This is a genomic window from Hymenobacter montanus (assembly GCF_014699115.1).
Lineage (GTDB): Bacteria > Bacteroidota > Bacteroidia > Cytophagales > Hymenobacteraceae > Hymenobacter > Hymenobacter montanus.
The window spans coordinates 118,562-143,771 of sequence record NZ_JACXAD010000005.1 but is presented as its reverse complement, the minus strand read 5'-3'; the positions used below and the strand labels follow the sequence as shown (position 1 = coordinate 143,771).

Genomic DNA, 25,210 nt, shown 5'->3' with positions numbered 1-25,210 from the left:
GGCTGCTGAAAACCACAGCCTGACTTCAAAACCTCCTCCCTATGTCGACGCCCGGAGTACTCAGCCCGCTGGAAAAAGAAAAGCACCTCGCCGCCGCCGCCGCCCTGCGCTGGGTGCGGGATGGTATGCTGATCGGCCTGGGTACCGGCAGTACCGCCGCCTACTTTATCACTGAGCTGGGCGCGGCGGTGCGGGCCGGGCAGCTGCGGGTGCAAGCCACGGCAACTTCACTGGCCAGCGAAACCCTGGCCCGCGAAGCCGGCATCCCGCTGGTTGAGCCCCGGCGCGGCCTGCGCTTCGACCTGACCGTGGACGGGGCCGATGAGATCGACTCGCAACTGCGGCTGGTGAAGGGTGGGGGCGGAGCCCTGCTCCGGGAGAAGGTCATCGCCACGGCCTCCGACTACCTGCTCATCATTGCCGATTCGTCGAAAGCCGTGCCGCAGCTGGGCCGTTTTCCCCTGCCCCTCGAAGTGGTGCCCTTTGCCCTGCCCTGGGTGATGGACGCCACCGCCGCCCTCGGCGGCGCCCCCGTGCTGCGCCGGGACAAGCACAACCCGGCCCAGCTGGCCCATTCCGACCAGGGCAACCTGCTGGTCGACTGTCATTTCGAGCAGCTAACGGAACCGGAGCAGCTGGCCGGGCAACTGCAAGCTATTCCCGGAGTGGTGGACCACGGCCTGTTTTTAGGGCTGGCCCGCGCCGCCCTTGTTGCCCACGGCGAGCAGGTGCTCGTGCTGCGGGCGGGAGCCGACGCCGCACCCGCCGAGGCTTTCGCGGCGCTGCCCTAGCCGGCTGCCATGAGGTGTAAAGGCGCTGCATCTTACCGCGGCCCGCTGAGTGGTGATGGCATGGCGCGGAGGCCCAGAGGTTTTGTCGCTCTGTGGCAACCGGGGGTGAAATGGCCTGCTAAATAATTTTGATAGTAGGGAAAATCAGCCTTAATGGTAACTATTTAATTTTATTTTTACTTAGCAGGTTCTTAACTATGCCTTTCCTTTGTATTGTTCTGCTGAAGCTTGCTGTCTTTCTTGAGAGCCTATTCAAATATAAAAAGTTGTAGCCAGACGAGAGGAACTTGAGGTTATCACTCCTGATAATTTCTACTTGTATCCGGCTACAACCACGTATGAAGGCACGGCTCACGCTAACCTTTTGCTTGCATTTTTACTAAAGGCAGCTGTCGGGCCACTGCTACCTGAGCCTAAAAATTTTGGTGTAAACCGGAGTATATTCTATGAGTCTGCTTACGCCGAATGATTTGTCAAGTTCGTGATGATATTGTTCTCTTAGAAGATTACAGTCTATCGCTTTTTCCAAAAAAGTAATGAAACACTATTTTGTAGTACTTGTATTATGCCTGTTTGGTTGTCAAAAGAATTCTGAACAATATAGTGCTTTGTCTAGTCAAGCACTAGTTTTCAAAAATCAACTATTGCAAGAGCAAATCATGCTGTTTTGTAGAGAGCACAAGCTGAATCCGAAGAGATGTATTATTACTGTCTCTACTCAGAGTTTAGAAAATAGGAATGAGTATGTAATTGCTAGTACGATTAATAACCCTCTTGATTTGACAAATAAGTGTATAGCTTATAGCTCAATAAACGGCTACTTGGTTGTTTTTGGCGTTGATAATGTTGATATATTCGATAACTCTGCGTTAGTAAATAACTTGTTGCATAAAATTAAGGAAATGAATATTGTTCTAAGTGATAAATTTCTACTATATGAGTCAAAAATGTGCATAATTAAAATGAATTTTGAAAATAATAAAATTATAACTAAAGAGTGTACATAATAGCAGCGTTTAATGCCATGATTCTTGCGGCGTCAGAAGGTGAAGTGTTTATTGTGTCTTTAAAAACGAGAACCGACCGAATACCTCTTTTTCTATTTAAATAATTCAGCTCCAGTATCTATGGAAAATGCGAATGAGCTACGCCGCCTTTTAGTGGCTGACAAACGAGAAGATTATGACTTTGCTACTTACATAAAGTCAAACGAGGCAGCAGTAGATTTTGTTATGGACAGGTATCATATGTATGATGTTTATGAAACGCGACTGGGGCTTAGTAAAACCGTTACACATGAACATTATGAAGGGGTCGAAGAGGTCGTTTCCGCGTTAAAAACCACACACTTTGCGAAAGTAAGGCTACTTGAATTTGAATTTTATGAGGAAATTGCCGTTGTATTTACCGATGAATCCGGACGATTTTTACTCGGCTGTATCTTTTTGCCGAGGATGATTGATTAAAGGATAAGATATCAATTTAGTTTAAGGTAGATGCCGAAGATGGAGAATTGATGCTTAATGATGACTACAAAATGTGCCGCTATACATCGTCAGTAGAGGTGTAATGTTACATTATCTCAAAAGAATTAAGCTTTGGATAAACAAATATGAGCAAGCCCTTTTTTGGTCAAGTAGAAAGAAGAATTAAAGCCCTTTTTCCCCAAGTTATTTTTATGCTGCTGTTAACATCGTGCAATGGCCAAGTTAAAGCAAAACGCGCGGCTAACTAATTCATGTCATCCTCTACTCGTTCCGTCTGCCCGTTGCGTATCTGCTGCGCCCTGCCCCGCTCGGGTTGGCGTCAGGCGTCTGCGTGTTTGAGCACGGAGGATGCGCGCTATGAGCTGAATGATCAGTTGGGCAATGCCCAGATGGTGTTCCACCGGCCAACGACGGTCGTGACCACGGCCGGCGCGGTGGAGGTAGCCATTGGCTTGGATGATGCGGCCTGGCAGGCGGACGACCCGCGCCTGGAGCAGACCGGCAGTTTGATTGATGTACAGGAGCAGCGTCAGGCTGCCTAATGGTTACAGAAGATGAGCACTGAAAAATTAGCCTTAAAGGTCAACGAGGATTATATGTTTATCGACTTAGCATACATCGAAGATTTTCCTTTAAAATCTTCGATGTATGCTAATTGCGATTGGCTGAAGATAAGAGAGGAGCTTTTTCCGTACTCTTACAATCCATTTGCTATAGTTAGACCTACAAGTAGTAGTTATAACCTGTCCAAAATTACTTGCATTGGAGGAGGTGAAATCGTGCCTAATGATTTGTCTCAATTTTGCTCCGATTCAGGCTTGATTATGGTTATCCCATTAAATAAAGTTATGCAATTTGCTGGTTCTGTCGATGAAATTAGGTTCATTAACTATTTACAGAATCCACATCTCGAAGATTATGTGCCCAATTTTCTTGGGCAGTATAATGATGAAATAAAATATTTTTTTACATCTGATATAAATGATTTATTTGGAGGAGGTTTCTTTCAGATATATAATATATAACTTGAGGTTTAGTCGATAATTGCCATTTGCTATTATGTCTATAAAAAATGTTGTTAAAACTTTGAAAAAGAAAATTACTTTCCAAGGATTCGTAGATTGGAGTAATCGTAGTAAGAATCAAATAGTCTTTCCCACATAGATAATCTTTTGTAAAATGAAATCAGTCATTCTAACTTGCTTTATTATTTTGCAAGCAGTTTTATGCTTTTCTCAAACGAAAAGCAAGAGCTATAAGATGCCATTTGATAATAAATCAGGTGTTCCGTATTTTAAGGATCCTGAAATAGGTTATTCAGTAGATGGCTTTGAAGTTGATAGTAAGGGTGTGCTATATTTCCTTGCTAACAATTATGATTCTAAAAAAAGTAATTTAGTGGCATTTAAAGGTGGTAGTAGAATATATTCAAAATATTACCCCTTTAATTTGGCAAGACTATCATTATGTGATAAGGGATTATATAGTGCTGATTTTCTAGCCAAAGCTCATTCACTATATAAATTTAATAAAGATAATGGGTTGCTTTTGGCAAGGTTTTCTATAAACAATAAATACAGAGATAATGCATTTATCTTTGCTAATTGTTTTCTCATTGTAGAATCAATTCGATCTGAAGGTGCGGATATTGAATCTACTTATTATAGGTATGATCTCAGTGGAAAATTAGTAAATAAGCCCACTAATGCATATGGTTTAGAGAATTCGCCAAATCTTGATAACCCTGATGATTCAGGAGCAGATTTCTTAGGCTACTACAATGATAGGCAGGTGTATATAAATTATGATTTGGATAATAATCTTTATGATGTCTTTCTCTTTTCCAATGGCGGCGCCAACCGAAACAAATATACTATAGGCCCTATAAAAGGAAAGCCCTTGATGCGTGTAGATGAATTTATTAAACTCAGGAACAATAGTATTTTCTTTCTCACTGAGCTGAAAAATGATGCTTTGCTTACCGAAGTGCCGATAGCAACTTTAGTTACTGGCAATAATTAGCGGCTGATGCATGTCTTGCTGCCGTAGCTCTCTGAAAAAATGAGTAATGAAAATTGCTTTTAGCATAGAAAAAATTAATAGTGGGTTCTTCCCAATGCACCCATACGCCCTTCTGGAGGGTAAGTTAAGTGTGTGCATAAGGGACGCACAGTTCTTTTGTGAAGATGGTATTTGGCTGGTTGAGCTAGGGATGGCTATTCAAAAGTGGCTGACACTAGTTAAAACGAAGGGCCATGTAGACTTTGTTTACTTATCGATAGAGCATGATAGCCCGATATTTACTATTAGTATGGATCAGGACGATATTTGTAGGATATATTCTGAATGGTCCGAAATTCCTGATGGATTGCCAATACAATTGACTGAAGTCATTAAGTGTTTTGAAAAATATTTAACAGTGCTAGATGAGTTTTTAAGAGTTGTTTTAGAATTAAGGTTCGCTAATTTGTATAAAAAATATGCATGATTATATGTGAGTTGCTACTTCTTTTTCTCTCTTCGGTTTGAATGCTCCTCTATTTTGTTTTTGCTTGTTGCCATAGTTGCCAGTTCATTCGGTAAGAAACATACTATCAGCTACGTTAACTCCAACAAGCTTATGTAATGTTGCCACGGATTGCTTTTCAGCATAAGGTATTCTAACTAGCCGCGAACTAATCGCCCTCATGTTTTTATTAAATGCAACCTAAACATTGTTTTAAATAATTTCATAGTCTCATGATGGTAGTCCATAAAGCATTTTTTACGCGTAGTATGCCTCATATTGAGAAGGTGGTAGAAAAGATGCGTGATACTACGGGATTGATGTTGGTTTACGATGATGAAATGAGTTGTATTTCCTGTTTAGAAAATAAAATGAATGTCTGGATAATAGAAGAGCCTATCGGTTGCTATAAATTATTTAAAACTAGTATTGAATTTGATTATTTGTTAGCAAGCACTTTATATGTTCTTATCTCTTTCGGGGGTGAATACGAGTACAAAAACAGCATTCCCTCTTGGGCAGGTAAAAGACTAGTTGATATTCCAGAGCTGCTCTCCTGAAAAGGATAGCTACTCTTTTTAATTCCTTAAAATTCTTTCTATTTATTGCATTGGTTGCTAGTTCATGCAGCAACAAGCCTACTATTGGCTACGTCAACCTCAACAAGCTCATGCAAGGCTACCACGGCCGCTTAGCACGAGGTATTCCAGGCCAAAGCCAAGGAATGGCAGCAGCGTATCGCTTCGCACCGAGTTGCAGGCCCTCGGCTCGGCCCCGGCCACCACGCGGACGGGCAAAGAGCAACTCACTCGCTATCGCGATGCCATCCAATAGCCGGCCCAGCAGGAAAACCAGCGCCTGACTAAGGCCGTGCTCGACTAGGTGAATGCCTCCCTCAAGCAGTACGGCAAAGCCAAGGGCTACACCTTCATTCTCGGCGCCACCGATGCCGGTAACATCCTGTACGCCGCTGAGGGCACCGAACTCAGCGACGGCGTGCTGAATGGCCTGAACGAGCAGTATGACCGCCAACACTCTAGCCCGGCCCACTAAATGTTGCCTGCCTTAGTCGCGTTGGTTCCGGCAGCAGCAGCCCTGTGCCCTGATCGCCTGGAGGAGCGGCCTGCTCGCATCCCTTACTCCCGGCCTACCTCACCCACCCGGCCCACGGCCTCACCCACACACGCGAAGCTGAAGCTAACGGTTGACAGCTGCTGACCTGACGGCGCAACGGTGCGCCTCATCCACGCGCGCGAACGCAATGGGGCCACCATTACTTGCTACGTTGGCCTTTCAAGGGTGCGCAGTGTGCGCGGATGGTAGCTATACTGGGTTGACCAAATATGGCGTAGCTGACGGTTACGATGGATTTAAGGGCCAAATTAGCAAAGCTGAACCCGACCGTTGTCGAGCCAATGGCAATAACTTTGGGCAATGCCCGCAAGCACCAGCGGAAAGATCGGGCTCAGCACCTAAGTAACGTGGCTTCTAAGTGTGAATCCGTCGCCGACGTGCGCCGAGGGGTTCACGCTTAGAAGCCACACGGGCCCGGAGGCCGGGACCGTCTCCAGCGCCACCTTATAACACCCGAGCCCCAGGCGAAAACGCGTTGCCGACGTGTCAGTGAGAGCCAGTGGAGATACCTCTACAGAACTCCGCAACGTGGATTACTCAAGTCATTCCTGCTCCACGTTTGGCAGGAGGGAGGCCGCCGCGCTATCCAGAAACCACTGCAATTCGCCCGCCGGCGCAATTAGTTGGGCCGGGAGCTCGTCTATATCGCGCGGGCCGTGCAGTACGCGTTGCACGGCGGCGGCCTTATCCGCCCCGTATACCAGGAAGGCCCCGGCCCGCGCCTGGTTGAGTAGCGGGGCCGTGAGGGTGATGCGGTAGACCTGTTTCTCTGCCACGAATACCTCACGGGCACCCACGCCCGGGTCGCGCAGCACGGATGTGTGCGGAAACAGCGAGGCCGTGTGGGCGTCGGCGCCGAGCCCCAGCAGTACCAGGTCGAAGCGCGCTTCGTAGGGCGCGAAAAATGCCTCGATGGCGCGCGTGTACGCCCGGGCGGCTTCGGCCGGGGGGAGGGCAGTATCGACGGCAAAGACCTGGGTGTCGGCAAGGTGCAGCGGCGCCAGCAGGGCTGCCCGAGCCATGCCGTAGTTGCTCTCGGGATCGGTGGGCGGCACGTTGCGCTCATCGCCGAAGAAGAAGTACACCTTCGCCCAGTCTACCTGGCTTTGGTAGGCGGGCGAGGCCAGGAGCTCATACAGCTTTTTAGGCGAGCTGCCGCCCGAGAGCGCGACCGAAAACCGGCCGCGGGCCGCAATGGCCGGGCGGGCCTGTCCGACGAAATAGCGGGCGAGGCCGTGCAAAACGTCGTCGGCTGTGGGATAGATGTGCAGCGGCATAGGGCTATTTCTTTCCGTTGAGCGGGAGCGTGACCCAGTGGAAGCCGTCGCGGGCAATCAGCGCTTCCGCCGACTCGGGCCCCCAGGAATCAGCCGAGTAGTTGGGGAAGTTCTGGCTGGGCCGCCCCTGCCAGGAAGTCAGAATAGGCATGATGAGCTCCCAGGCGGCCTCTACCTGGTCGCCGCGCATGAACAGGGTCTGGTCGCCTTGCAGGGTGTCGAGCAGCAGAGTTTCGTAGGCCTCGGGGGCCTCGCTGGGGTAAGTTCCCTGGTAGTCGAACACCATGTCGACGGTGTTGAGCATCATGTCGAGCCCGGGGCGCTTGGCCTGCACCTGCAAGCGAATACTCATCTCAGGCTGAATGCTGATAATTAAGCGGTTTTGTTGCCAGCTTTCCCCCGTTTCGGGCGGGAAGATGGAGTGGGGCGCATCCTTGAACTGAATGGTGATGATGGAGGCCGAGCGGTGCAGGCGCTTGCCGGTGCGCAGGTAGAACGGCACGCCCTGCCAGCGCCAGTTATCAACGAAAAACTTCACGGCGGCGAAGGTTTCGGTGCTGGACGTGGGGTTGGCGTCGGCTTCTTCGCGGTAGCCCGGTACCTGCTGGCCCTCGATCCAGCCCGCGCCATACTGCCCGCGCACGGCCAGCTTACGCACGTCTTCCGGCGCAAACCGGCGCATGGCCCGCAGCACATCCACCTTGCGGTTGCGCACCTCATCGGCCGTGAAGTTGACGGGCGGCTCCATGGCCACCAGGCACAGCAGCTGCAGCAGATGGTTCTGAATCATGTCGCGCAAGGCCCCGGCCCCATCGTAGTAGCCACTGCGGTCGCCCACGCCCAATTGCTCGGTCACCGAAATCTGCACGTGCTCGATGTAGTTGCGGTTCCAGAGCGGCTCGAGCAGCGCGTTGGCGAAGCGGAAAGCCATGATGTTCTGCACCGTCTCCTTGCCCAAGTAATGGTCGATGCGGTAAATCTGCCGCTCCTCAAAAATCTGTCCCAGCAGCTGGTTGAGCGCCCGGGCCGACTCCAGGTCGTGCCCGAAGGGCTTCTCAATAACGATGCGCGTCCGGTCGGGGTCGGCGGTGAGCTTACGTTGGGCCAGGTTCGAGGCGATGATGGGAAAGAAGTCGGGCGCCACCGCCAGGTAGTAGATGACGTTAGCAGGCGTCTGCCACTCCTGCTCGTAGGCCGCGATGCGCTTGCCGAACTCCTCGTACGTAGCCGCGTTCTTCACGTCGGCCACCTGGTACACCACGTGCTGGCGAAATTTCTTCCACTGGTCCTTGTCGGCTTTGCCGTTGCGCGAAAACTGGTCGATGCCCTCCAGCAGCCGGACGCGAAACTCCTCGTCCGACAGCGGCGTGCGGCCCGTGCCGATGATGGCAAACTGCTCGGGCAGCCAGCCGTCCAGAAACAAGTTGTACAGCGCCGGGGCCAGCTTGCGGGCATTCAAATCCCCGGTCCCCCCGAAAATAACAAAGACCGTGGGCTGATTCTTTTTAGTGAAGCTCATGCGGAAGAGTGAAAAGCGGATAGCCGCAACTGTTTAAATCGAAAATCACCGGGCTCATCGGCCGCAGTCAGGCTCGGTGGCGGGGCGGCGAGCGGGTTCTACCGAAATGCCGCGCCGCCACTCGCGAGCCGGCATATTCGTGGCCCGCCCCAGCCAGTGGCCCAACGGCAAACGAAAGGCCTCTTTGCCAGCCAGGTATCCCCGGGTTCCGCCGGCCGCGCTGGTTGCCGGCTACTGGTTAGGGATTACTTCCTGCTTTTGGGTATTCTCCGGCCCCTCGTGGGTGCTCTGCTTGTGGGTCGCGTCCTCGTGCAGGGGCGTCCACTGGGTGTGAAACACGCCCTCGTGCCCGATCAGCTCGTAGGTGTGGGCCCCGAAATAATCGCGCTGCGCCTGAATCAGGTTTGAGGGCAGGCGTGCGCTGCGGAAGGTATCGAAGTAGCTCAGCGAAGCCGCGTAGGCCGGCAGGGCCAGGCCCGCCGCGACGGCGGCGGCCACTACCGTTCGAGCTCCCGGTACAGCCTGGCTTACCAGGCCGCGCACCCGCTCATCGAGCAGCAAGTGCTCTAGCGCGGGGTTCTGCTCGAAGGCGTTGAAAATGTCGTTGAGGAAGCGGGAGCGAATGATGCAGCCGCCGCGCCAGATTTTAGCGATCTCGGCCAGCCGCAACCCGTAAGAATAGTCTTGCGAAGCCTTCGCCAGCAGCTGCATGCCCTGGGCGTAGGTGATAACCATGCTGAAGTAAAAAGCTTGCTCCAGGCTGCTCAGAAAGGCCGCCTGGTCGACGGCCAGGGGCGCCGGGGCCGGCCCGTACAGGGTAGCCAGCTGCTCGCGCAAGGCTTTATACTTCGACAAGTCGCGCATGGCCACCGCCGTGTCGATGGTCGGGACGGGCAGCTCCAGCTCCATGGCTACCTGCGAGGTCCACTTGCCCGTGCCTTTAGAGCGAGCCTCGTCCTTGATGTCGTCCAGCAGCGAATGGTCGGTGTTGGGTGCCCGAAAGGCGAAAATATCCTTGGTGATGTCGAGCAGGAAAGACTGCAGCCGGCCGTTGTTCCACTGGCTGAACACCTGGCCGATGGCGGCGTTGTCGAGCCCCAGGCCCCGCTTGAGTACTTCGTAGGTTTCGGCAATGAGCTGCATCAGGCCGTACTCGATGCCGTTGTGCACCATCTTCACGAAGTGGCCGGCGGCGCCCGGGCCGATGTACGTCACGCAGGGCTCGCCGTCGACCCGGGCCGCGATGGCCTCGAACATGGGCTGAACCACCTGGTAGGCCTGCTGGTCGCCGCCGGGCATCATGCTGGGCCCCAAGCGGGCTCCTTCTTCCCCGCCCGAAATGCCCATGCCGAAGAAGTGGAACCCAGCCGCGGCCAGGGCGGCGGCGCGGCGGTTCGTGTCGGTGAAGTGCGAGTTGCCGCCGTCGATGAGGATGTCGCCGGGAGCCAGCAGGGGCCGCAGCTCCTCGATAACGCCATCAACAATCTTACCGGCGGGCACCAGCATCATGATGGCCCGGGGAGTGTGCAGGCTGCGTACAAAGTCGGCCAGGGCCGCGAAGCCCCGCACGGGCTTGCCGGCGCCTTCCTCAGCCAGCAGCGTGAGCTTGCTGGCGTCTTTGTCGTAACCCGCCCCGGCCACGTCATGGTCGGCCAGGTTCAGCAGCAGGTTGCGGCCCATGGTGCCGAGGCCAATCATGCCAAAGGAAAAAGTAGTGGGCGTAGAACTCATTAAAAAGGGGTTTTCAAAGTGGTTAGGAGTTGCGCGGGCGGCAAGGTAGCCGCGCCCCGCCAGATGAGGATAGGGTAGGGGCGCCTGGTAGGTAGTCGGTCAGAAGTAACATATGCATTCGAACGTCCTGCTCTATCTGGCGTCCGCCTGCCCAAGCAGCGCTACCGCTTCGTTGGGCCGATTAAATTAGTACGGAGGTAGGGCTGCTTGGGCAAGCGGACGCCAGACAGAGCAGCACCGTACGCTTATTTTATGACTGGCTACTTAATAGCCCCCGATCAGCCTTAAAGTATGAGCAGCTTTTTTCATAGCAAGTCTGGGCAGTATCCTGGCGAAAAGTAAAAATAGCCGGTACCTGGAATACGTCAGCTAAACTCAGCGAATCAAATAAAGTTGTGCTCCGGGTACGCATCGGCCGCATTAGCCCCTAAATGCAGGTTGCTGGGCCAAGGAGTTTGAAGCGACCAGCGGCTGAGCCGGGGTCGACGGCTGGGTTAGCGCAAGCAGCGGCTTAGGGGTACAAGCCGGCGCTTGGTACTCTACCTGGCCCGCCGGTGGCAGGCTTGGATCCGGGGCAGGCCTTGAGGGAGCTTAATGTGGTGGGACCGTCGAGAAGTAACACTAGGCCAATGGGCGCGGCCAGCCCCGCCAGCAGGGCCAGCAGGGCTACCAGCAGCATTTCAGGCGATTCCGGCCCGTCGCCCAGCTGGTGGGCCTGATCTACTATGTGCTTGTCGGAAGTGCTGGTGGCCAGCGCAATAGCGGCTTGGTTGCGCTTCTCTTCCAGGAAGGCGTAGATCTGCTCGTTGGAGTCTTCGAGGCCTAGCCAGGAGGCCATCGGCCGCTCGTTTTCGGGCCGTCGGCTCCGTTGGCCGCGTACCCGGGCCAGCTGGGCATTCACGTCGCGCAGGTCTGTTTCGGCCGCCAGATTCATCCTGGTCAGCAACCGCACCAGCGACTGCCTGGTGGCCCGAATAGTTTGGTCGGTCTTTGCCATCCCCGGGTTGATAGTGCGAGCACTCACTCCCAGCTTCAGGCGTCTGGCGTTCAGCTTTCGCAGCTTAAGGATGCGATGGTCCAGCGCCGGGCTCTCAATGCCCAGGTAGCGGGGCGATACCAGCCGGTCGATGCCCGGCCGGTCCTCTAGGTCCTCTAAGTACTGCAACATGTTTTGGCAGTACTCGCGGCGGGCCTGCGCCTGCGCCTGGGCTCCCTCGAGCCTATGCAACAGCTGAATGCCGGACGACCGTGCCCCGGTGTTCATCACCCCCCGGGCCGCCCGGAGCGTGGCGGCGAGCTTGGTGAGCTTATCGTCTAAAAAAGCCACGGCTTTGCGGCCGATGATGTTTTTCTCGCGCAGGTCGGCGGCCATATACACGGCCATCAGCGTATCGAGAAACCGAATGCCTTGGGCTGGAAGGGAGCTCTTGGCGTACAGCTCCACGATAGGCGACCGGTAGCCGAAGGGCCGGGCCGTAAACGACCCGGCATATTTTCGAACGGCGTCGTTTAAGTTGTTAATAATAAAACAGTACTGCGTTTGATTGGGGCCAAATTTCTTGCCGGGCACGGGCGTCAGCACCAGCCGGAGCAGGGGCGTGCGGAGCGTGTCGCCGGCCGCTACGGTTGTATCCACGTGCGCCTCGAGCACCTTGCGCGCCGGTTTGCCGGTGGATATCCAGCTCAGGTAAGCTTTGGCCGCCGAGGCCCGCAGCCGGTACCGGCCCGGGCCAGCCGGCGCCACAAACAGGCGTACCCCCGTCAGCTGCGGTACCGCCGGGCTTAGCTGCACCCGAAAGGGCACGGTGCCGGCCAATTGTTCGCACACCTGCAAGGAGGGCAGGTGCGAGGAGCAGAGTTGGTTAAGCCCCGAGTTTGGTATTGTGAAGTACGACACGGCATACGGCAGCCGGCTCACGGTCTGGCGCAGGACGGCCGCGGAGGTGATGAGCCTAAGGTCGTCCGCCAATTCCATGCTCTTTTTGCGCGCTTGCAGCGGGTCTTCGGTTTTCGGCGAACCCGTGCTCTCATCGTCGAGCAGCATCCTGGCGCGGAAAACGTACACCGGAGCTGTTATCTCTATATGCAAACAGGCCAGCAGCCCCGCGAGCACCAGGCTTCCCACAAACAGGGGCCAGTGTTTGCGTAAGCGGAAGAGTAAGGCCCGCGAATCAATCCCATCCGGCCGCGAGGAGTCTGCTAAAGTCATATCCATATAAATTAAAAAGTTCTATATAAACCGCTAGTATAAGGAAATTATTTCGCTTTTATAAAAGCTCATTAACAATGTAATGGCCGAAATATGCAATAAAACAGGCCTTAGGTTTGCAATATTGCCGTGCTTACCCCGGGCCTGGGGTTGCGCTCAGGATAGGGGGTGTTGGGCGGCAGGCAGTAGCAAGGCAAGCGCGGCAGGTTTGCCAGCATCACTTTGATCCTTTCAATGGCTAGCGCCCTGTTTCGGCAGGCCGTTATTCGCCAAATTCAACCCAGCCCCCGGCCAGCCCCAGGGTCTCCGGCTTGGTGAGCTTAAAACCAACCAGCGTCACCAGCACGTTCATCCCCTGCGCAAAGCCACGGGTTGGGCCGGAGCGTAAAAGCTCTCTGTACGCGGAGACTCGGGGCTGCGACAAGCAGCTTCCCAACAATATTCCAGACAAAGATTAGGAGCAATTGATAGCAGGATATGCGTAAGAACATGAGGAAGGAATATAATTAAGAGGTCAATGCAGGGAATAGAGCAGATCATCTTATTAGTAAAGGACGGATAAGTAGAATATGCCTTATGAACCAAGCGGCTAATGTAATTTGATTCATCCTAAGGGTAATATAATAAATCGTTTATTCGTTCGCATAATAAAGAATAATTGGCTAATTATTCTTGCGGTTCTTTATTCATAGGTGAGATCCCGTCCTTACCCAGGCCCGCTGGGCTCATCGGACTTTGCAAAAACATAGTTAGGCAGCTTGCGCAGGTCTGGCCTGGCTCCGTTCCGGCTCCACCGTCCCCAGTCGCTGGCCAAGAGCGTTGCCGGGTGGCATCATCGGGCTGGTTTAAGCATTGGCGCGGCCACTGCTTAGCACTTAGGCTATCTTACGCCTCTAAAGGTCCCGAACTCCTGCTTCATCCTGTTCGGTACCCATCTACGCTCCTTATTCTATGAGTGAACACCTGCTCGTTTTTGCCCGCCATCCGGTGTTGGGTCAGGTAAAAACCCGCCTCGCTCACGCCGTGGGTCCCGAAGAGGCCTTACGGGTCTACCACGAGCTCCTGGGCCGAACCCGGGCCGCCGCCGAGGGGTTAGCCGTGGCTAAAACCCTGTGGCTGGCCGGTGAGCCAGTTGCCGATGCCGCGTTCGAAGGCTGGCCCGGGTACGAGCAGCGCCCTCAGCCGGCCGGCGACCTGGGCGAACGAATGCACCAGGCGTTCGCGGCGGCGTTCGCGGCGGGGGCCACGGCCGCCGTAATCGTCGGTACCGACTGCCCCGACCTGACCACCGGCCACCTAAGCGCCGCCTTTCACCACCTGGCCCAGCACGACGTGGTGGTCGGCCCGGCCCTCGACGGGGGCTACTACCTGCTGGGCCTGCGAGCTTTGGTGCCCGATTTTTTCGTCGATAAGGCCTGGAGCACGTCGGCGGTGCTGGCGGCCACCCTCGCTGATGCCGACCGCCTGGGCCTGCGCGTTGCGCACCTGCCCACGCTTAGCGACGTCGATACGGTCCATGACTTAACTGCTTGGCAGGGCCGTTTGCGGGAGGTTTCCGCACCTGACGGCCAGCTCACCCGCGTGAACCTGGAAGCGGCGCGGCCGGGGCAATAATTCGAAAGAAACGGTGCGTGAGGTAGTTTCTCGCGGCCGTCCTCTCACCCTGACGCGTGCGGATGATGCGGAAAAAAGCGGTTAAGCCGACCGCGGGGAAGCCACTGGCTTGTTATCACAGGTTGCGGCGAAGCCGCATAGCGGTCGTACCCGGTAGGGCGACGGGTTGGTAGGTGCCGAAGCGATTATATCGATCAAGCCGCGTAGCGGTGACGGCCCAACGAATCTGTCACCGCTACGCGGCTTAATGCCATCACCAGCTGGGTATGCTACCAACCTGTCGCCCTACCGGGTACGACCGCTACGCGGCTAACCCGCAACTTGGGTTCGCTAATATGATAAGGTACCACCTCTTTTTACTCAGGCCGGCCGATCATTCCTGTTGGTCCGTTTAACTTGGGCCTCCTCTTTGTTAAGTACCCATGAGCTCTTATTCTGAAATCCTGAACGCCATAAAACGGCAGTACCCATTCGACCGATGGCGTAAGTATTACACGGATGCCTCGGAGCACGAAAGCTGCGCCGAAGTCCAACAGGCGTTCGATGAGCTCATCGCGCGGCTAATTGAGCTGGGCCCAGAGGCGCCGGAAGCTCAGAAGAAGCAGGCGTTTCAGACCGCCATTGAAGCCACCAACGAGCACGAAGACCTCATCATGACGATTGAGCGGGAAGACTTATGCGAGCTAACCAACACTATTACGGAAGCCTGTGGCCTCAACCCCGATGATTATGGCAGCGGCGAAGGGTTAGCCTCCGAGTGGCGGGAGTGGTGATATTGGCGAAGAAGCGTGGCGTGGCTGAAATATTGTAGCTTCAACTACTTGCTGTTTCTATAAAAGCTACGGAGGTAATTCGGATTCCGGCTCTTACTTTACTTCTGCCCAACGCAATTATACCAGACGCTTTTCTTCAGCGGTACCTTCCCACCTGGCGAATTCAAGCCATCGTGAGCCGCCAACACCTCCCGGTGCCGCGCTCATAGCTTCTACGTCCGCCACGTCCTCGGGCCCGTGGAGGGTGTTTTTGTCGGCTTTACCTTCCTTATCCGTGGCTCCTCGTCCTTCCCGTTTTTCGTTGCTGCGACCCGTGCTGGGCCACGAGTACGCGACCCAGGTAGTTTTCCTGGCTCGCTGGCTGCTGATTTGCGCCCTTGTCAGCGTGCTCGTGGGCTCGGCCTCGGCGTTCTTTCTGTGGGCGCTCGACTGGGTTACCGGCTGGCGCGAGTCGCACCGCTGGGTTATCGGGCTGCTGCCCGTGGGCGGCTTCATTGTGGGGGCCAGCTACCATTACCTGGGCCAAAGCGTGGTGCGGGGCAACAACCTCATTCTGGACGAGATTCACAACCCCCGCCAGCTCATTCCGTTGCGCATGGCCCCGCTGGTGCTCTTCGGCACCCTGACCACGCATCTGTTCGGCGGCTCGGCGGGCCGCGAGGGCACGGCCGTGCAATTGGGCGGAACGCTAGCCGACCAGCTAACGCGCTGGTTGGGCTTGCGCCCGCGCGAGCGTCCAATCCTGCTTATCGTTGGTCTCAGCGCCGGGTTTGCTTCGGTGTTCGGCACCCCCCTGGCCGGGGCCGTGTTCGGGCTGGAAGTGTTTCTGATCGGCAGCATTCGCTACGATGCCATTGGGCCCAGCTTCCTGGCGGCCGTCGGCGCCGACTTGGTAACTCGAGCCTGGGGGGTGGGCCACACCCACTACCCGCCGCTAGCGGCCCCCGCGCTGACGCTGGGCTCCTTGCTGCTCACGCTGGGGTGTGGGGTGCTATTCGGCCTCACGGCCCGGGCCTTCGCCACCCTCACGCACCAGATAACCCGCCTTTTTCAGCGCATTGCCTACCCGCCCCTGCGCCCCGTGCTGGGGGGCGCGCTGGTGGCCCTGGCCGTGCTGGCCCTGGGCACCACCAAGTACATCGGCCTGGGCGTGCCCACCATCGTGGCGGCCTTTCAGGCCCCGCTGCCGCCCCAGGATTTTCTGCTCAAGCTGGTGCTTACGGCCCTCACGTTGGGCTGCGGATTCAAGGGGGGCGAGGTGACGCCGCTGTTTTTTATTGGGGCGGCGTTAGGCTCGGCGCTGGCCCTGGTGCTGCCGCTGCCGGTGGCCTTGCTGGCGGGCCTGGGCTTTGTGGCCGTGTTCGCGGGGGCGGCCAACACGCCCCTGGCCTGTACACTCCTGGGCGTGGAGCTGTTCGGGGGGCAGGCGGGCGTGTATCTGGCGCTGGCCTGCGTGGCGGCCTACCTGTTTTCGGGCCATACCGGCATTTACTCGGCCCAGGTTATCGGCCGCCCCAAGCACCGGCGCTGGGGGCGGGAGGAGGGCCAGCCGTTAGCTGAGGTTGCGGCGCGGCGCAAGCAGCGCAACCGCACGCCATAAATCATTACCTGGGCATCCGCATTAACCGAGCGAACGAGAAATACGGCGTGGCCCGGCTGGACCTGGTATCCGGCCGCCGAAGCTTTTTGCTGCGTAATTATTCCGCCTATACTGCTGCCCGGTAGCGCTTGTAGGCGGCATTCCGTATTTTGCGGCCATGTCCGATTTTCGCCTGCGGGTGTTCCAGGCCGTAGCTCGGCACCTGAGTTTCACTAAAGCAGCCCAGGAGCTGTTCGTTACTCAACCGGCCGTTACCAAGCACGTTCACGAGCTGGAAAAGCGCTATGGCCAGCGCCTGCTGGAGCGGCGGGGCAGCCGGGTGGCCCTCACCGAAGCCGGGCGGCTCCTGCAAGCCCACGCCGAAACGGTGGCCGCCGCCACCCAGCAGCTCGACGAGCAGCTCCAGGCCCTGCGCGACCCTGACGAAGCCGCCGGCCGCCTGCGCCTGGGGGCCAGTACCACCCTCAGCCAGTACGTACTGCCGGGCCTGTTGCCCGCTTTCCAGGCGCGCTACCCCCAGGTGCAGCTTACCCTGCTCAACGCCAACTCCGAGCGCATTGCCGAAGCCCTGCTACGCGGCGAGCTGGACCTGGGCTTCGTGGAAGGCCGCTCGAAAAGCCGCGACCTGCACTACGAGTTGCTGCTGCCCGATGAGCTGGTGGCCGTGCGCCGGGCTAGCCCCGCCGGCCCGCCGCCCGTCCCCCTCCCACTAGCCGAAGCCCTGGCCTGCCCCCTGGTGCTGCGCGAGCGGGGTTCGGGCACCCTGGAGGTGCTGGAATTTGCCTTGCGCGAATTGAAAATCAGCCTCAACAGCCTGCGGGTGGCGTTTTACTTCGACAACACCGAGGCCATTAAAACCTACCTGGAGGCCGCCCCCGAGGCCCTAGGCTTTGTGTCGCGCCGGGCCCTGGCCCGGGAACTGAGCAGCGGGCAGTTGGAAATCGTGCCCATTACGGAGCTGCACCTGACCCGGCAATTCGAGGCCGTGTGGGTGCAGGGGCAGCCGTTGGCCCGGGCGGCCCAACGGTTTTTAGCCTTCAGCCAAAGCCAGTTCAAGCCCCTCCCTTGAGGCGGGAAGCCCATGACAGAAATCGGCAGTTCTGGCACGGGCTCCTACTTTCTGCCGCCGGGGCTTTACTAGCCTGTTATAACCAATGGTTATACAGAATAATATTTTGTAATTACTTCATGCTGAGCCGCACCCGTACATTTGAGCCGGAAATCAATCCGTACGAACCATGGCTCCCCCCATTGCTCCGCCCGGGCCCCGCGGCCCGGCGCCTGGTACGCTGGCTAACTCCACGCCGGGGCCCGGAGTAGCCCAAGGGGCGCGGGAAACGCCCGCTCCGGTATTAGGCCCGGCCGAGACCACCGGCTTTTTTCGGGCCCTGCATACGTCCCGGCAGCTACTGGGGCATGGCTTTGCCCTGCGCCAGATAATCTTCGTTTTGTTCGGCTTGTTCTGCCTTACGCCCTGGGCCTCGCCGCCGCTGGCGCTGGCATTGGGCCTGGTGCTGGCCCAAACCAGTGGCAACCCCTTCCTCAGCCAAACCAAGCGGGCCACGGCCAAGCTGCTCCAGTTTTCGGTGGTCGGCCTGGGCTTTGGTATGAACGCCCACGCGGCGGTGCAAGCGGGCCGGGAGGGCCTGCTGTTTACGGTCGTCTCCATCTGCGGCACGCTGACGCTGGGTTACTTCGCCGGCCGGTGGCTGGGGCTGGGCCGCCACGTGGCGCACCTGATTTCCTGCGGTACCGCTATTTGCGGGGGCAGCGCCATCGCCGCCGTGGGCCCGGTACTACGGGCCCAGGACGGGGAGATGTCGGTAGCCCTGGGCACGGTGTTCGTGTTGAACGTGGTAGCGCTGTTTGCCTTCCCGCCCATCGGCCACGCCCTGGCCCTAACGCAAAACCAGTTCGGCCTGTGGTGCGCCATTGCTATTCATGATACCTCCTCCGTGGTGGGGGCAGCGGCCGCTTACGGCGACCAGGCCCTGCAAGTGGCCACCACCGTCAAGCTCGCCCGCGCCCTGTGGATTATCCCCGTCACCGTTGGCACGGCCTTGCTGTTCAAGCAACCGGGTGTGAAGGCGAAAGTGCCTTACTTCATCCTCGGATTTATCGCGGCTATGCTGGTCAATACCTTCGTGCCCGCCGTTCGACCCCTGGGGCCGATAATAACGCACCTGGCAAAAATAGGCCTGACGCTGACGCTCTTTTTTATCGGGGCGGGGCTTTCAGTCCGGGTGGTTAAATCGGTGGGGGGGCGGCCCTATCTGCTGGGCATTCTGCTCTGGTTGGTCGTTTCTACGGCTTCACTCTACGTCATCCTCCACACCATATAGCAATCACGCAGCCCCCGCCACCGAAGGGGGTATCAAACGGCTGGCGCGGTCAATAATTGGTTACGACTAGCTGCGTAGCCTGGGTGCTGCCGACGCCTTCTTATTCCAGCACCACCCGCTTGCTCGCCGAGCGCCCAAACTTCGTTGGGAAGTACACCAGCTCGGCCTTGGCCGGATTGAGCGTATACACACCCCGGAATCGGGGCTGGAGCGCGACGCGGAACTGATGTCGGCCAATATAGGTAGTCGATGAAGATGCCGGTTTGGTGGCGCAGGTACTCGCGGTGGGTTTCGAGAGAATTGGGCCTAGCGGGCTCGCCGTAAGAACAGCCGGCCGGGATGGGTACTTCCAGCAGCACGTACCGGGCCTCGGCTTTCACGTCTACCGTCACGAGCAGCTGGGCGGGCTGGCCGGCGCGCAGCACCACGCGGGTACCGGTTTGGCCGGCCAGCTCCGTGCGCACGGCGAAGGCCGCCGACACGGGCGCTGGTGTGGGGTTCCAGCGGCTTTGGTAAGCCGTGGCGTAGAGCGGCAGGGGACCTTGCTTGTGCAGGGTGAGCGGCCCGGCCGAGGCGGCCAGCGTGGCCGTGAAGGGAAATTGCGTCACCGTCTGGTTCAGGCTGCCGCTGAGGTTGGCGCGGGCCGCCGTGGCCGGGCCACCTTCGGGGAACAGGTCGGGCCCGATGGTTTCGAGGATGGCGGCGGTTTCGTAGGTGCTGATCCAGTGGCCGCCCTGGCGCAGGTTGAGCAAGCCGGTGCGCAGGCGCGCCAGCTCGGCGTCGTGGCCGCCCACGGCCCGCAGGGCCCGGTAGGCCAGCAGGGTAGTGCCCACCTGGTCGCGCAGCAGGTAGCGGTAGTACAAGGAAGCGTGCAGCGTATCGCCGTAAAACACCCCGCCCAACTGGGCTCGGAGCCGGTAGCGGCGCAGCGTATCGAGCTGGAAGGGCAGGCCGAGCTGCTGGCGCAGTGCCACCAGGGCCAGGTAGCGGTCCAGCGGTTGCCGGCCGGCCTGGAGGCGGTCGAAGCGGGCGACGTAGGTGCGGTAGTCGGCAGGAGCGCCTAGGCGATGCAGCAGGGCCAACAGGCGGATAAGGTCGTCGGGCGAGTGGTAGTAGCCCGGCAAGGGACGGCCCTTCAATGCCGCCACCGTGGCCGGTTCGCTGAGGTGGTCATCCAGCTCCCGCAGCAGGAAAGCCTGCCCCAGGGCCCGGTCAAATTTTACGGTAAAACCAGCCTTTTCTGCGTCCAGCAAGGCTTCTATCACGTGCGTGGTAACCCAGGCGCTCACCGTCGACTTGGGCCAGGTACCCCACAAACCCTCGGGCTGATGCCGGCCCGTCAGCAGTTTGCGAATGAGAAAATTCACCGCCCGCTCGCCCCGGAACGGCAGTTGTTGTACTTTCCGGATGCGCTGCTCCAGCAACAGGGCTTTGAGCTTGGACGCGGCTTGCTCGTTGCAGAGGTAGGCATAGCGCTGCAGGTGGTCGATTTCCGACAAGAGCAGCGGCAACGCGTCGCTTTCCAAATGCACCGTAACTTCCCCCAACGCGGGGTTTACGGGCAACTGCACCGTTGTATCAGCGGCCGTGATGGTGGCGAAGGTGCCCACCCGCTCCCGCGTGCCGGCCGGCAGCACCGGCAGGCTGCGCTGCTCGCCGTCCTGGTAGCCATTGGGTTGGGCCAGGGCGAAGCTGAGCTGCACCGAATCGGGCGTCGCCACAGTGGGGGCGGTGAACGTGAGCGTATCCAGCGCCACGGGGCTGACGCGCCGGTCCTGGCGGCGCAGCACCTGCCCCTGCTGCCGAAACGTGGTGGTGACCTGCGCCGTGTCGAAACCGTAGTTCAGGCTTTTGCCCAGGAGCTGGGTGCGGTCGCCCGCGACCAGGAAGCGGGGCGTGGCCAACTCAGCCCGCAGTTGTTTGAAGGACCGCAGGTGGCCGGTGGCCCGGCCCAGCCGGCCGTGGTCGTCGGAGGCTAGCACGAAGCTGTCCCAGCTGGTTACGTCGTCGGGCAGCACCACGTCGGTGCGGGCCCGGCCGTGGGCATCGGTCACGAGTAGGGGCCGCCACCAGGCGTAGTCGCGGAAGTGGCGGCGCAGGGCCAGGCGCGGGTCGCTCCCCGCGGCTTCGGGCCCGGTACTCTTCTTGGTGGTGACGAGCAGCACCCCATTCGCGCCCAGGGCACCATAGAGTGCCGTGGCCTGGGCTCCTTCCACTACCTTGGTGCTGGCAATAGTAGCGGGATCCAGGTCGGTAAGCAGGCCGTTGAAGGGCAGGCCGTCGAGAATAATTAACGGCTGCGGGTTGCCGTTCAGTGAAGCCGCTCCCCGAATCGTTACCCGTGCACCGGAACCTGGCATGCCGGTAATTTGCACCCCTCCCACCTTGCCTTGCAGGGACCTATTCGTTACCGAAGTAACGGAATAGCGCAGGGATTCACTCGTTATGGTAGAGACAGCGTACCCCAATGCCTGCCTTTTTTTCTCTATACCAAGGCTGGTAACCACCACCTCGCTGAGCTCCTTAACGTCTGTCTTTAGCTTAGCTAAAATGGTATGCTGCGTACCTAATGATACCTCCTGCGCCGCATAGCCAATGTAGCTAAATGTCAGGATGCTGCTTTCTCCAGGTGGCACTTCCAGCGTGAAGCTACCATCAGCATTGGTGGATACGCCCACCTGGGTGCCTTTTAGCAGTACCGTCACCCCGGGCAAGCCTTCCTCGCTGGCGGCATCAATTACTTTCCCGCGTACCCGGCGCCAGTCCACTGGGGAAACGGTAGGGGTTTCAACCCGGATCTCGCGGCGGGCCGGCTCTGACTTGGCTAGCTTACGGCGTATCAGTTGGGTGTAGCGGATCCGCAGGAGCTGATGGATGCGGCGGCTGAGCCGACCGGCCGGCACGTGGTCGGTCAGGCGCAGCTCGTAGTAGGTCTGCCCATTGGGTTGAATGAGGACATCCTCGGCCGGCGCCAGGCAGGAGCTATCGGCCAGCAGCACGGCTACCCGGTAGCGGCCCGGGGCTAAGGCATGAATCAGGCCCGTGCCGGGTGCCAGGCGCTGGAATTTGGGTTGGTCCGGGCGGGTAAGCAGCACGTAGCACGAGGCCGGCAGCGGCTGATAGGTTGGTATGGCTTCCTTCGGGCGGCGCAGCTCCAGGCGGCCCTGACCGGTGGAAGTGGAGCGCGGCACGTCGAGTTCCGCGCGCAAATAGTCGGGAGTAGCGGCTTCAACCCACTGCGGTCTGCGCTTGAAGTCGGCTTCAGTGTAGGCGAAATCCTTCAGAGGCAATAAGTAGTAGCTAGCAGTGCCGTTGAGCGGCCCCAACTCGTCGCCATCCGCGCACCGCATCTTCAGCAGGTTCTGCCCGAACGAATACCGGAACAAGGGCTCGAACAGAAACTTGCGTCGCAGCCCGTAAGCATCGCGCAGCAGCACCGAATCGGGCCGGAACGGGCCCCCGATGAAATTGGCAAAGTGACCGCGCACGAGGGGCCGCAGCACTGGCCCCTGCCGCAGTGTGGCCTCGGTCAGCTGCGCATCATCCAGCAGCACCAGCGAGCGGCGCAGACCTAGCAACTCGGTGGGGGTGAGGTTGGAGGAGCGTTTTTCCACGCTCAGCTCGCGGCAAGGCCGGTTGGGGTCGATGCTGAGGGTGAGCTTGTGCAGCGGACGCAGGTACACGTCGCGCAGCGTGATGAGGCGGGTAGCCGTGCGGATGCTGAGGGTGTGGTGCCCGCTGTCGGCCACTACGGTGTAGGGGTCGTTCTGGTTCACGTCGTGGATGTAAGCGGGCTGGCCGTCCACGTACACCGCGATGGGCGGCTGCACCCGGCCCGAGTCGACCACGAACGGGGCCACCTGCGTGAGCCCGCCCGGGGCCGGCCGGTACTCGTGAAAAAAGCCCTCGTCCGGGTACAGAAAGTGGTAGAAAGTCAGCGAGTCGAGGCCCAGCACGCGGCGCCAGCGGGGCCAGGGCAGCGGCTGGCGCTCGGAGTCCTCGCCAAACTGTTTGGTCAATTGAAAGCGCCGTAGCGAGCGCCGACCTACCACTGGCCGGGCCGTGCGGATCACTGGCAGCTCGGTGGCGTTCGGCTGGCCGAACTTGCCGGTGTAGGCATAGCTGGTCAGGTCGGCGTTGGGGACGGGGCGGCCCTGTTCGTCGGTTACGGCGAAGCGCAGGCTGATTTTCTGGCCGGGATAGGCCACGGCCGGCTGCTCGGTGTTGACGACCAATTGCGGGGCAGGCCGCGCCATGGTGAATTCGGCCGAGCGTAGCTGGTCGCCCCACCAGTAGTGCAGCGAAGCAAACCACGGTCCGCGGCCGGCCTGGGGCACGGCCAGGCGCAAATCGGAGCCGTAGCCGCGGTAGCGCAGCCGGTCGCCCTGGTAAACGAAGTACCAGAAAGCCAGCCGGCGTGGGTTATCCACGGCGAGTACCAGCGAATCGTTGGGCCGGTCGGAGCGTAACGTGAGGTCGGCGTTGTACTCATCAAGGTCAAGAGTGGTTTGGTGGCCTTGCTCGTCGGTCAGGCGGTAGTAATCGGCCAGCGCGGCTACCGGCACCGTGCTCGGCAGCTGCACCGCCCCCCGAAACAGCCAGCCGCTACTCAAGGCGTGGTTCGTCGAAATTTCCAGCTTCGCCGCGTGCGCCCGCGGCTGGCCCAGGTGCCGGTACTCCATGTAGACGGAGTCGCCGCGCAGCTCCAGGCGCAGCTCGCCGGGGTCGCGGCGGAACTCCACGGAGGTACTTTCGGTGCGGCGCTCGTTGTCGGACGTCAGCAGGGTAGCGTGCACGTCGTAGCGGAAGTCCACGTCGGGCAGCACGTTTTGTGGCACGTTGATGCGGGTTTCGCCCAGGGCATCCAGCGCCTGGCTTTTGGTCCAGAGCGTGTCGGGGATGAACACCTGCCGGCGGGGAAGCGCGCCCGGCACCCCGGCCGGGGTGAGGCTCAGCCGCAGCCGGGCGTCGAGCAGGTTAAGGTCATTGGCATCGGTGCCGCGCACGAACACCGCCTGAGGCTGGCCAAGGTGCTGGGTTTTTTCGGCCACGCGCAGGGTGTAGCGGTTGTTTTTTAGCTCGTAGTCTTCGAGCTGAAACTGCCCGCTGGCCCGGGTGCGGTTGTGCCGGTCTTTCAGCCGGAAGCCCACGTAAGTATCTGGCCGCAGGCCCAGCGTATCGGTCAGGGGGAGGGTGTACTCGTAGCTGCCGGGCCGGGTGGGGCGCAGCGTGGCAATGCGCTTGCTGCCCTCGTCATCGTAGGATGTGCCCCCGAGCCACAGGGTGAGGGGCCGACGATAGGGACGGCCGTTTTTCTGACGGAGCACCCGGGCCTTCAAGCGCAGGGTGTCGCCGCTGGGGCGGTAGCGGGGTTGGCTGGTGGCCACGTAGTTAGTCCAACCACCGTCCGTAGTGGTGCTAGTGCTGGTGCTATTGCGGCGGTCCCGACGCTCCTCGCGCACGTCCTCGTTGAAAGCCGAGCGCAGCAGCCCCACCACGCCGGTCGAAACGTTGCTGGCGTGCTTAAGATCGCGCACCAAGCGCCACACTGGCCGGGTAAAGTAGCCCAGCGGGAACCCGTAGAGGACGCGCCCGCCGGCCCGTCGCAGCCAGTTGCCGCCGAAGCGGCGGCGGGGGGCGGCATTCGGGAAGGTCCGGGTCAGGGGGTGGAAGGTGGTCCGGCCAGCCCGCGTGACGGCTACCAGGCCGGCCCGGCCGCCGCCGGCGCGCCGGTAGCTCTGGGTGGCCGCGTCGTAGGGGAGGGGCCGGCCGGCTATGGCCACCTGGGCATCGGGCAGCAGTCGGCCCAGCGAGTCGCGCACCACCAGCGTTAAGTCGACCTGGTTGTCCACCACCAGCACGTCGCGGTCGGTTTCGGCGCGCAGCTCGTACACCAGCTGGGGGCCTTCGGCGTAAGCTTCCAGGTAGTAACCCAGCGGCAGGGTGCGCTGGTCGGGCTTATCGGTGCGAAAGGAATCGACTAGCTGGGTGAAAAACTCCGGCCGCGCCGCCGACATACCGTGCTCGTAGAGGTGGCGGGTTTGGGCTTCGGTAAGCCGAAAAACTTTGGTGAGGTAGCTCCGCTGCCGGGCTTGCGCGAGGCGCGGTTGAGCCTGCAACGGGGCATACAGGAGCGAGAACAGAACGAGGAGTAAGAAAGGACGCATACGCAGGCTCGCACTAGGAGAAGTACATCCCCGATGCCAGCCAGCAGTAGATTACATAAC

At 58.7% G+C, this 25,210-nt stretch carries 19 protein-coding genes; 14 read left to right on the top strand and 5 right to left on the bottom strand.

Annotated elements, in window-relative coordinates; genetic code table 11:
- The first annotated feature begins 41 nt into the window (after positions 1-41).
- The 9 genes from rpiA to IC235_RS06020 all read left to right on the top strand — a co-directional run bounded on the left by rpiA (position 42) and on the right by IC235_RS06020 (position 5,837).
- Positions 42-791: a ribose-5-phosphate isomerase RpiA gene (gene rpiA, locus IC235_RS06060; RefSeq protein WP_191004268.1), complete on the top strand. Its 750-nt coding sequence runs from the start codon at positions 42-44 to the stop codon at positions 789-791.
- Between the two features lie 536 nt (positions 792-1,327).
- On the top strand, positions 1,328-1,798 hold the full coding sequence (locus IC235_RS06055; RefSeq protein ID WP_191004267.1) for a hypothetical protein: 471 nt from the start codon (positions 1,328-1,330) through the stop codon (positions 1,796-1,798).
- 120 nt (positions 1,799-1,918) lie between these two features.
- A complete protein-coding gene (locus IC235_RS06050) occupies positions 1,919-2,257 on the top strand; it encodes a hypothetical protein (RefSeq protein ID WP_191004266.1) in 339 nt (112 codons plus the stop codon).
- Between the two features lie 272 nt (positions 2,258-2,529).
- A complete protein-coding gene (locus IC235_RS06045) occupies positions 2,530-2,820 on the top strand; it encodes a hypothetical protein (RefSeq protein WP_191004265.1) in 291 nt (96 codons plus the stop codon).
- Between the two features lie 12 nt (positions 2,821-2,832).
- Positions 2,833-3,303, top strand: coding sequence for a hypothetical protein (locus IC235_RS06040; RefSeq protein WP_191004264.1), 471 nt, complete (start codon positions 2,833-2,835; stop codon positions 3,301-3,303).
- Between the two features lie 154 nt (positions 3,304-3,457).
- Complete coding sequence (locus IC235_RS06035) at positions 3,458-4,300, top strand: hypothetical protein (protein WP_191004263.1); 843 nt, start codon at positions 3,458-3,460, stop codon at positions 4,298-4,300.
- 46 nt (positions 4,301-4,346) lie between these two features.
- Entirely contained in the window at positions 4,347-4,766 is a 420-nt protein-coding gene (locus tag IC235_RS06030; protein ID WP_191004262.1) for a DUF7878 domain-containing protein, read from the top strand.
- 251 nt (positions 4,767-5,017) lie between these two features.
- The gene (locus tag IC235_RS06025; RefSeq protein ID WP_191004261.1) at positions 5,018-5,344 is read left to right on the top strand and encodes a hypothetical protein; all 327 of its coding nucleotides are present in this window, start codon (positions 5,018-5,020) and stop codon (positions 5,342-5,344) included.
- Positions 5,345-5,666: 322 nt separating this feature from the next.
- Positions 5,667-5,837, top strand: a complete 171-nt coding sequence (locus IC235_RS06020; RefSeq protein WP_191004260.1) for an OmpH family outer membrane protein — start codon at positions 5,667-5,669, stop codon at positions 5,835-5,837.
- 623 nt (positions 5,838-6,460) lie between these two features.
- Here IC235_RS06020 and pgl read toward each other — a convergent pair.
- From pgl to IC235_RS06000, 4 genes are all read right to left on the bottom strand, one after another.
- Positions 6,461-7,195, bottom strand: a complete 735-nt coding sequence (pgl, locus tag IC235_RS06015; protein ID WP_191004259.1) for a 6-phosphogluconolactonase — start codon at positions 7,193-7,195, stop codon at positions 6,461-6,463.
- Positions 7,196-7,199: 4 nt separating this feature from the next.
- Positions 7,200-8,714, bottom strand: coding sequence for a glucose-6-phosphate dehydrogenase (gene zwf, locus IC235_RS06010; protein WP_191004258.1), 1,515 nt, complete (start codon positions 8,712-8,714; stop codon positions 7,200-7,202).
- A gap of 231 nt (positions 8,715-8,945) precedes the next feature.
- On the bottom strand, positions 8,946-10,445 hold the full coding sequence (gene gndA, locus IC235_RS06005; protein ID WP_191004257.1) for an NADP-dependent phosphogluconate dehydrogenase: 1,500 nt from the start codon (positions 10,443-10,445) through the stop codon (positions 8,946-8,948).
- A 511-nt stretch (positions 10,446-10,956) separates the two neighbouring features.
- Positions 10,957-12,654, bottom strand: coding sequence for a GNVR domain-containing protein (locus IC235_RS06000; RefSeq protein ID WP_191004256.1), 1,698 nt, complete (start codon positions 12,652-12,654; stop codon positions 10,957-10,959).
- 951 nt (positions 12,655-13,605) lie between these two features.
- On the opposite strand from IC235_RS06000, the gene IC235_RS05995 reads away from it, so the two are divergent.
- The 5 genes from IC235_RS05995 (at position 13,606) to IC235_RS05975 (ending at position 18,983) form a co-directional block, all read left to right on the top strand.
- Positions 13,606-14,268 (top strand): TIGR04282 family arsenosugar biosynthesis glycosyltransferase, encoded by a 663-nt coding sequence (locus IC235_RS05995; protein ID WP_191004255.1) that lies wholly within the window; start codon positions 13,606-13,608, stop codon positions 14,266-14,268.
- Positions 14,269-14,690: 422 nt separating this feature from the next.
- Entirely contained in the window at positions 14,691-15,041 is a 351-nt protein-coding gene (locus IC235_RS05990; protein ID WP_191004254.1) for a hypothetical protein, read from the top strand.
- Positions 15,042-15,315: 274 nt separating this feature from the next.
- Positions 15,316-16,641, top strand: coding sequence for a chloride channel protein (locus IC235_RS05985; protein WP_317173537.1), 1,326 nt, complete (start codon positions 15,316-15,318; stop codon positions 16,639-16,641).
- Positions 16,642-16,798: 157 nt separating this feature from the next.
- Positions 16,799-17,710: a LysR substrate-binding domain-containing protein gene (locus IC235_RS05980; protein WP_191004253.1), complete on the top strand. Its 912-nt coding sequence runs from the start codon at positions 16,799-16,801 to the stop codon at positions 17,708-17,710.
- A gap of 169 nt (positions 17,711-17,879) precedes the next feature.
- Positions 17,880-18,983 (top strand): YeiH family protein, encoded by a 1,104-nt coding sequence (locus tag IC235_RS05975; protein WP_191004252.1) that lies wholly within the window; start codon positions 17,880-17,882, stop codon positions 18,981-18,983.
- 32 nt (positions 18,984-19,015) lie between these two features.
- On the opposite strand, the gene IC235_RS05970 is transcribed toward IC235_RS05975, so the two are convergent.
- The gene (locus IC235_RS05970; protein WP_191004251.1) at positions 19,016-25,150 is read right to left on the bottom strand and encodes a carboxypeptidase-like regulatory domain-containing protein; all 6,135 of its coding nucleotides are present in this window, start codon (positions 25,148-25,150) and stop codon (positions 19,016-19,018) included.
- Positions 25,151-25,210: the final 60 nt, after the last annotated feature.

What these genes read in the sequence shown, in the direction of transcription:
- rpiA (WP_191004268.1), top strand. Translation starts at nt 42, where the DNA reads ATGTCGACGCCCGGAGTACTCAGCCCGCTGGAAAAAGAAAAGCACCTC.
- IC235_RS06055 (WP_191004267.1), top strand. Translation starts at nt 1,328, where the DNA reads ATGAAACACTATTTTGTAGTACTTGTATTATGCCTGTTTGGTTGTCAA.
- IC235_RS06050 (WP_191004266.1), top strand. Translation starts at nt 1,919, where the DNA reads ATGGAAAATGCGAATGAGCTACGCCGCCTTTTAGTGGCTGACAAACGA.
- IC235_RS06045 (WP_191004265.1), top strand. Translation starts at nt 2,530, where the DNA reads ATGTCATCCTCTACTCGTTCCGTCTGCCCGTTGCGTATCTGCTGCGCC.
- IC235_RS06040 (WP_191004264.1), top strand. Translation starts at nt 2,833, where the DNA reads ATGAGCACTGAAAAATTAGCCTTAAAGGTCAACGAGGATTATATGTTT.
- IC235_RS06035 (WP_191004263.1), top strand. Translation starts at nt 3,458, where the DNA reads ATGAAATCAGTCATTCTAACTTGCTTTATTATTTTGCAAGCAGTTTTA.
- IC235_RS06030 (WP_191004262.1), top strand. Translation starts at nt 4,347, where the DNA reads ATGAAAATTGCTTTTAGCATAGAAAAAATTAATAGTGGGTTCTTCCCA.
- IC235_RS06025 (WP_191004261.1), top strand. Translation starts at nt 5,018, where the DNA reads ATGATGGTAGTCCATAAAGCATTTTTTACGCGTAGTATGCCTCATATT.
- pgl (WP_191004259.1), bottom strand. Translation starts at nt 7,195, where the DNA reads ATGCCGCTGCACATCTATCCCACAGCCGACGACGTTTTGCACGGCCTC.
- zwf (WP_191004258.1), bottom strand. Translation starts at nt 8,714, where the DNA reads ATGAGCTTCACTAAAAAGAATCAGCCCACGGTCTTTGTTATTTTCGGG.
- gndA (WP_191004257.1), bottom strand. Translation starts at nt 10,445, where the DNA reads ATGAGTTCTACGCCCACTACTTTTTCCTTTGGCATGATTGGCCTCGGC.
- IC235_RS06000 (WP_191004256.1), bottom strand. Translation starts at nt 12,654, where the DNA reads ATGACTTTAGCAGACTCCTCGCGGCCGGATGGGATTGATTCGCGGGCC.
- IC235_RS05995 (WP_191004255.1), top strand. Translation starts at nt 13,606, where the DNA reads ATGAGTGAACACCTGCTCGTTTTTGCCCGCCATCCGGTGTTGGGTCAG.
- IC235_RS05990 (WP_191004254.1), top strand. Translation starts at nt 14,691, where the DNA reads ATGAGCTCTTATTCTGAAATCCTGAACGCCATAAAACGGCAGTACCCA.
- IC235_RS05980 (WP_191004253.1), top strand. Translation starts at nt 16,799, where the DNA reads ATGTCCGATTTTCGCCTGCGGGTGTTCCAGGCCGTAGCTCGGCACCTG.
- IC235_RS05975 (WP_191004252.1), top strand. Translation starts at nt 17,880, where the DNA reads ATGGCTCCCCCCATTGCTCCGCCCGGGCCCCGCGGCCCGGCGCCTGGT.
- IC235_RS05970 (WP_191004251.1), bottom strand. Translation starts at nt 25,150, where the DNA reads ATGCGTCCTTTCTTACTCCTCGTTCTGTTCTCGCTCCTGTATGCCCCG.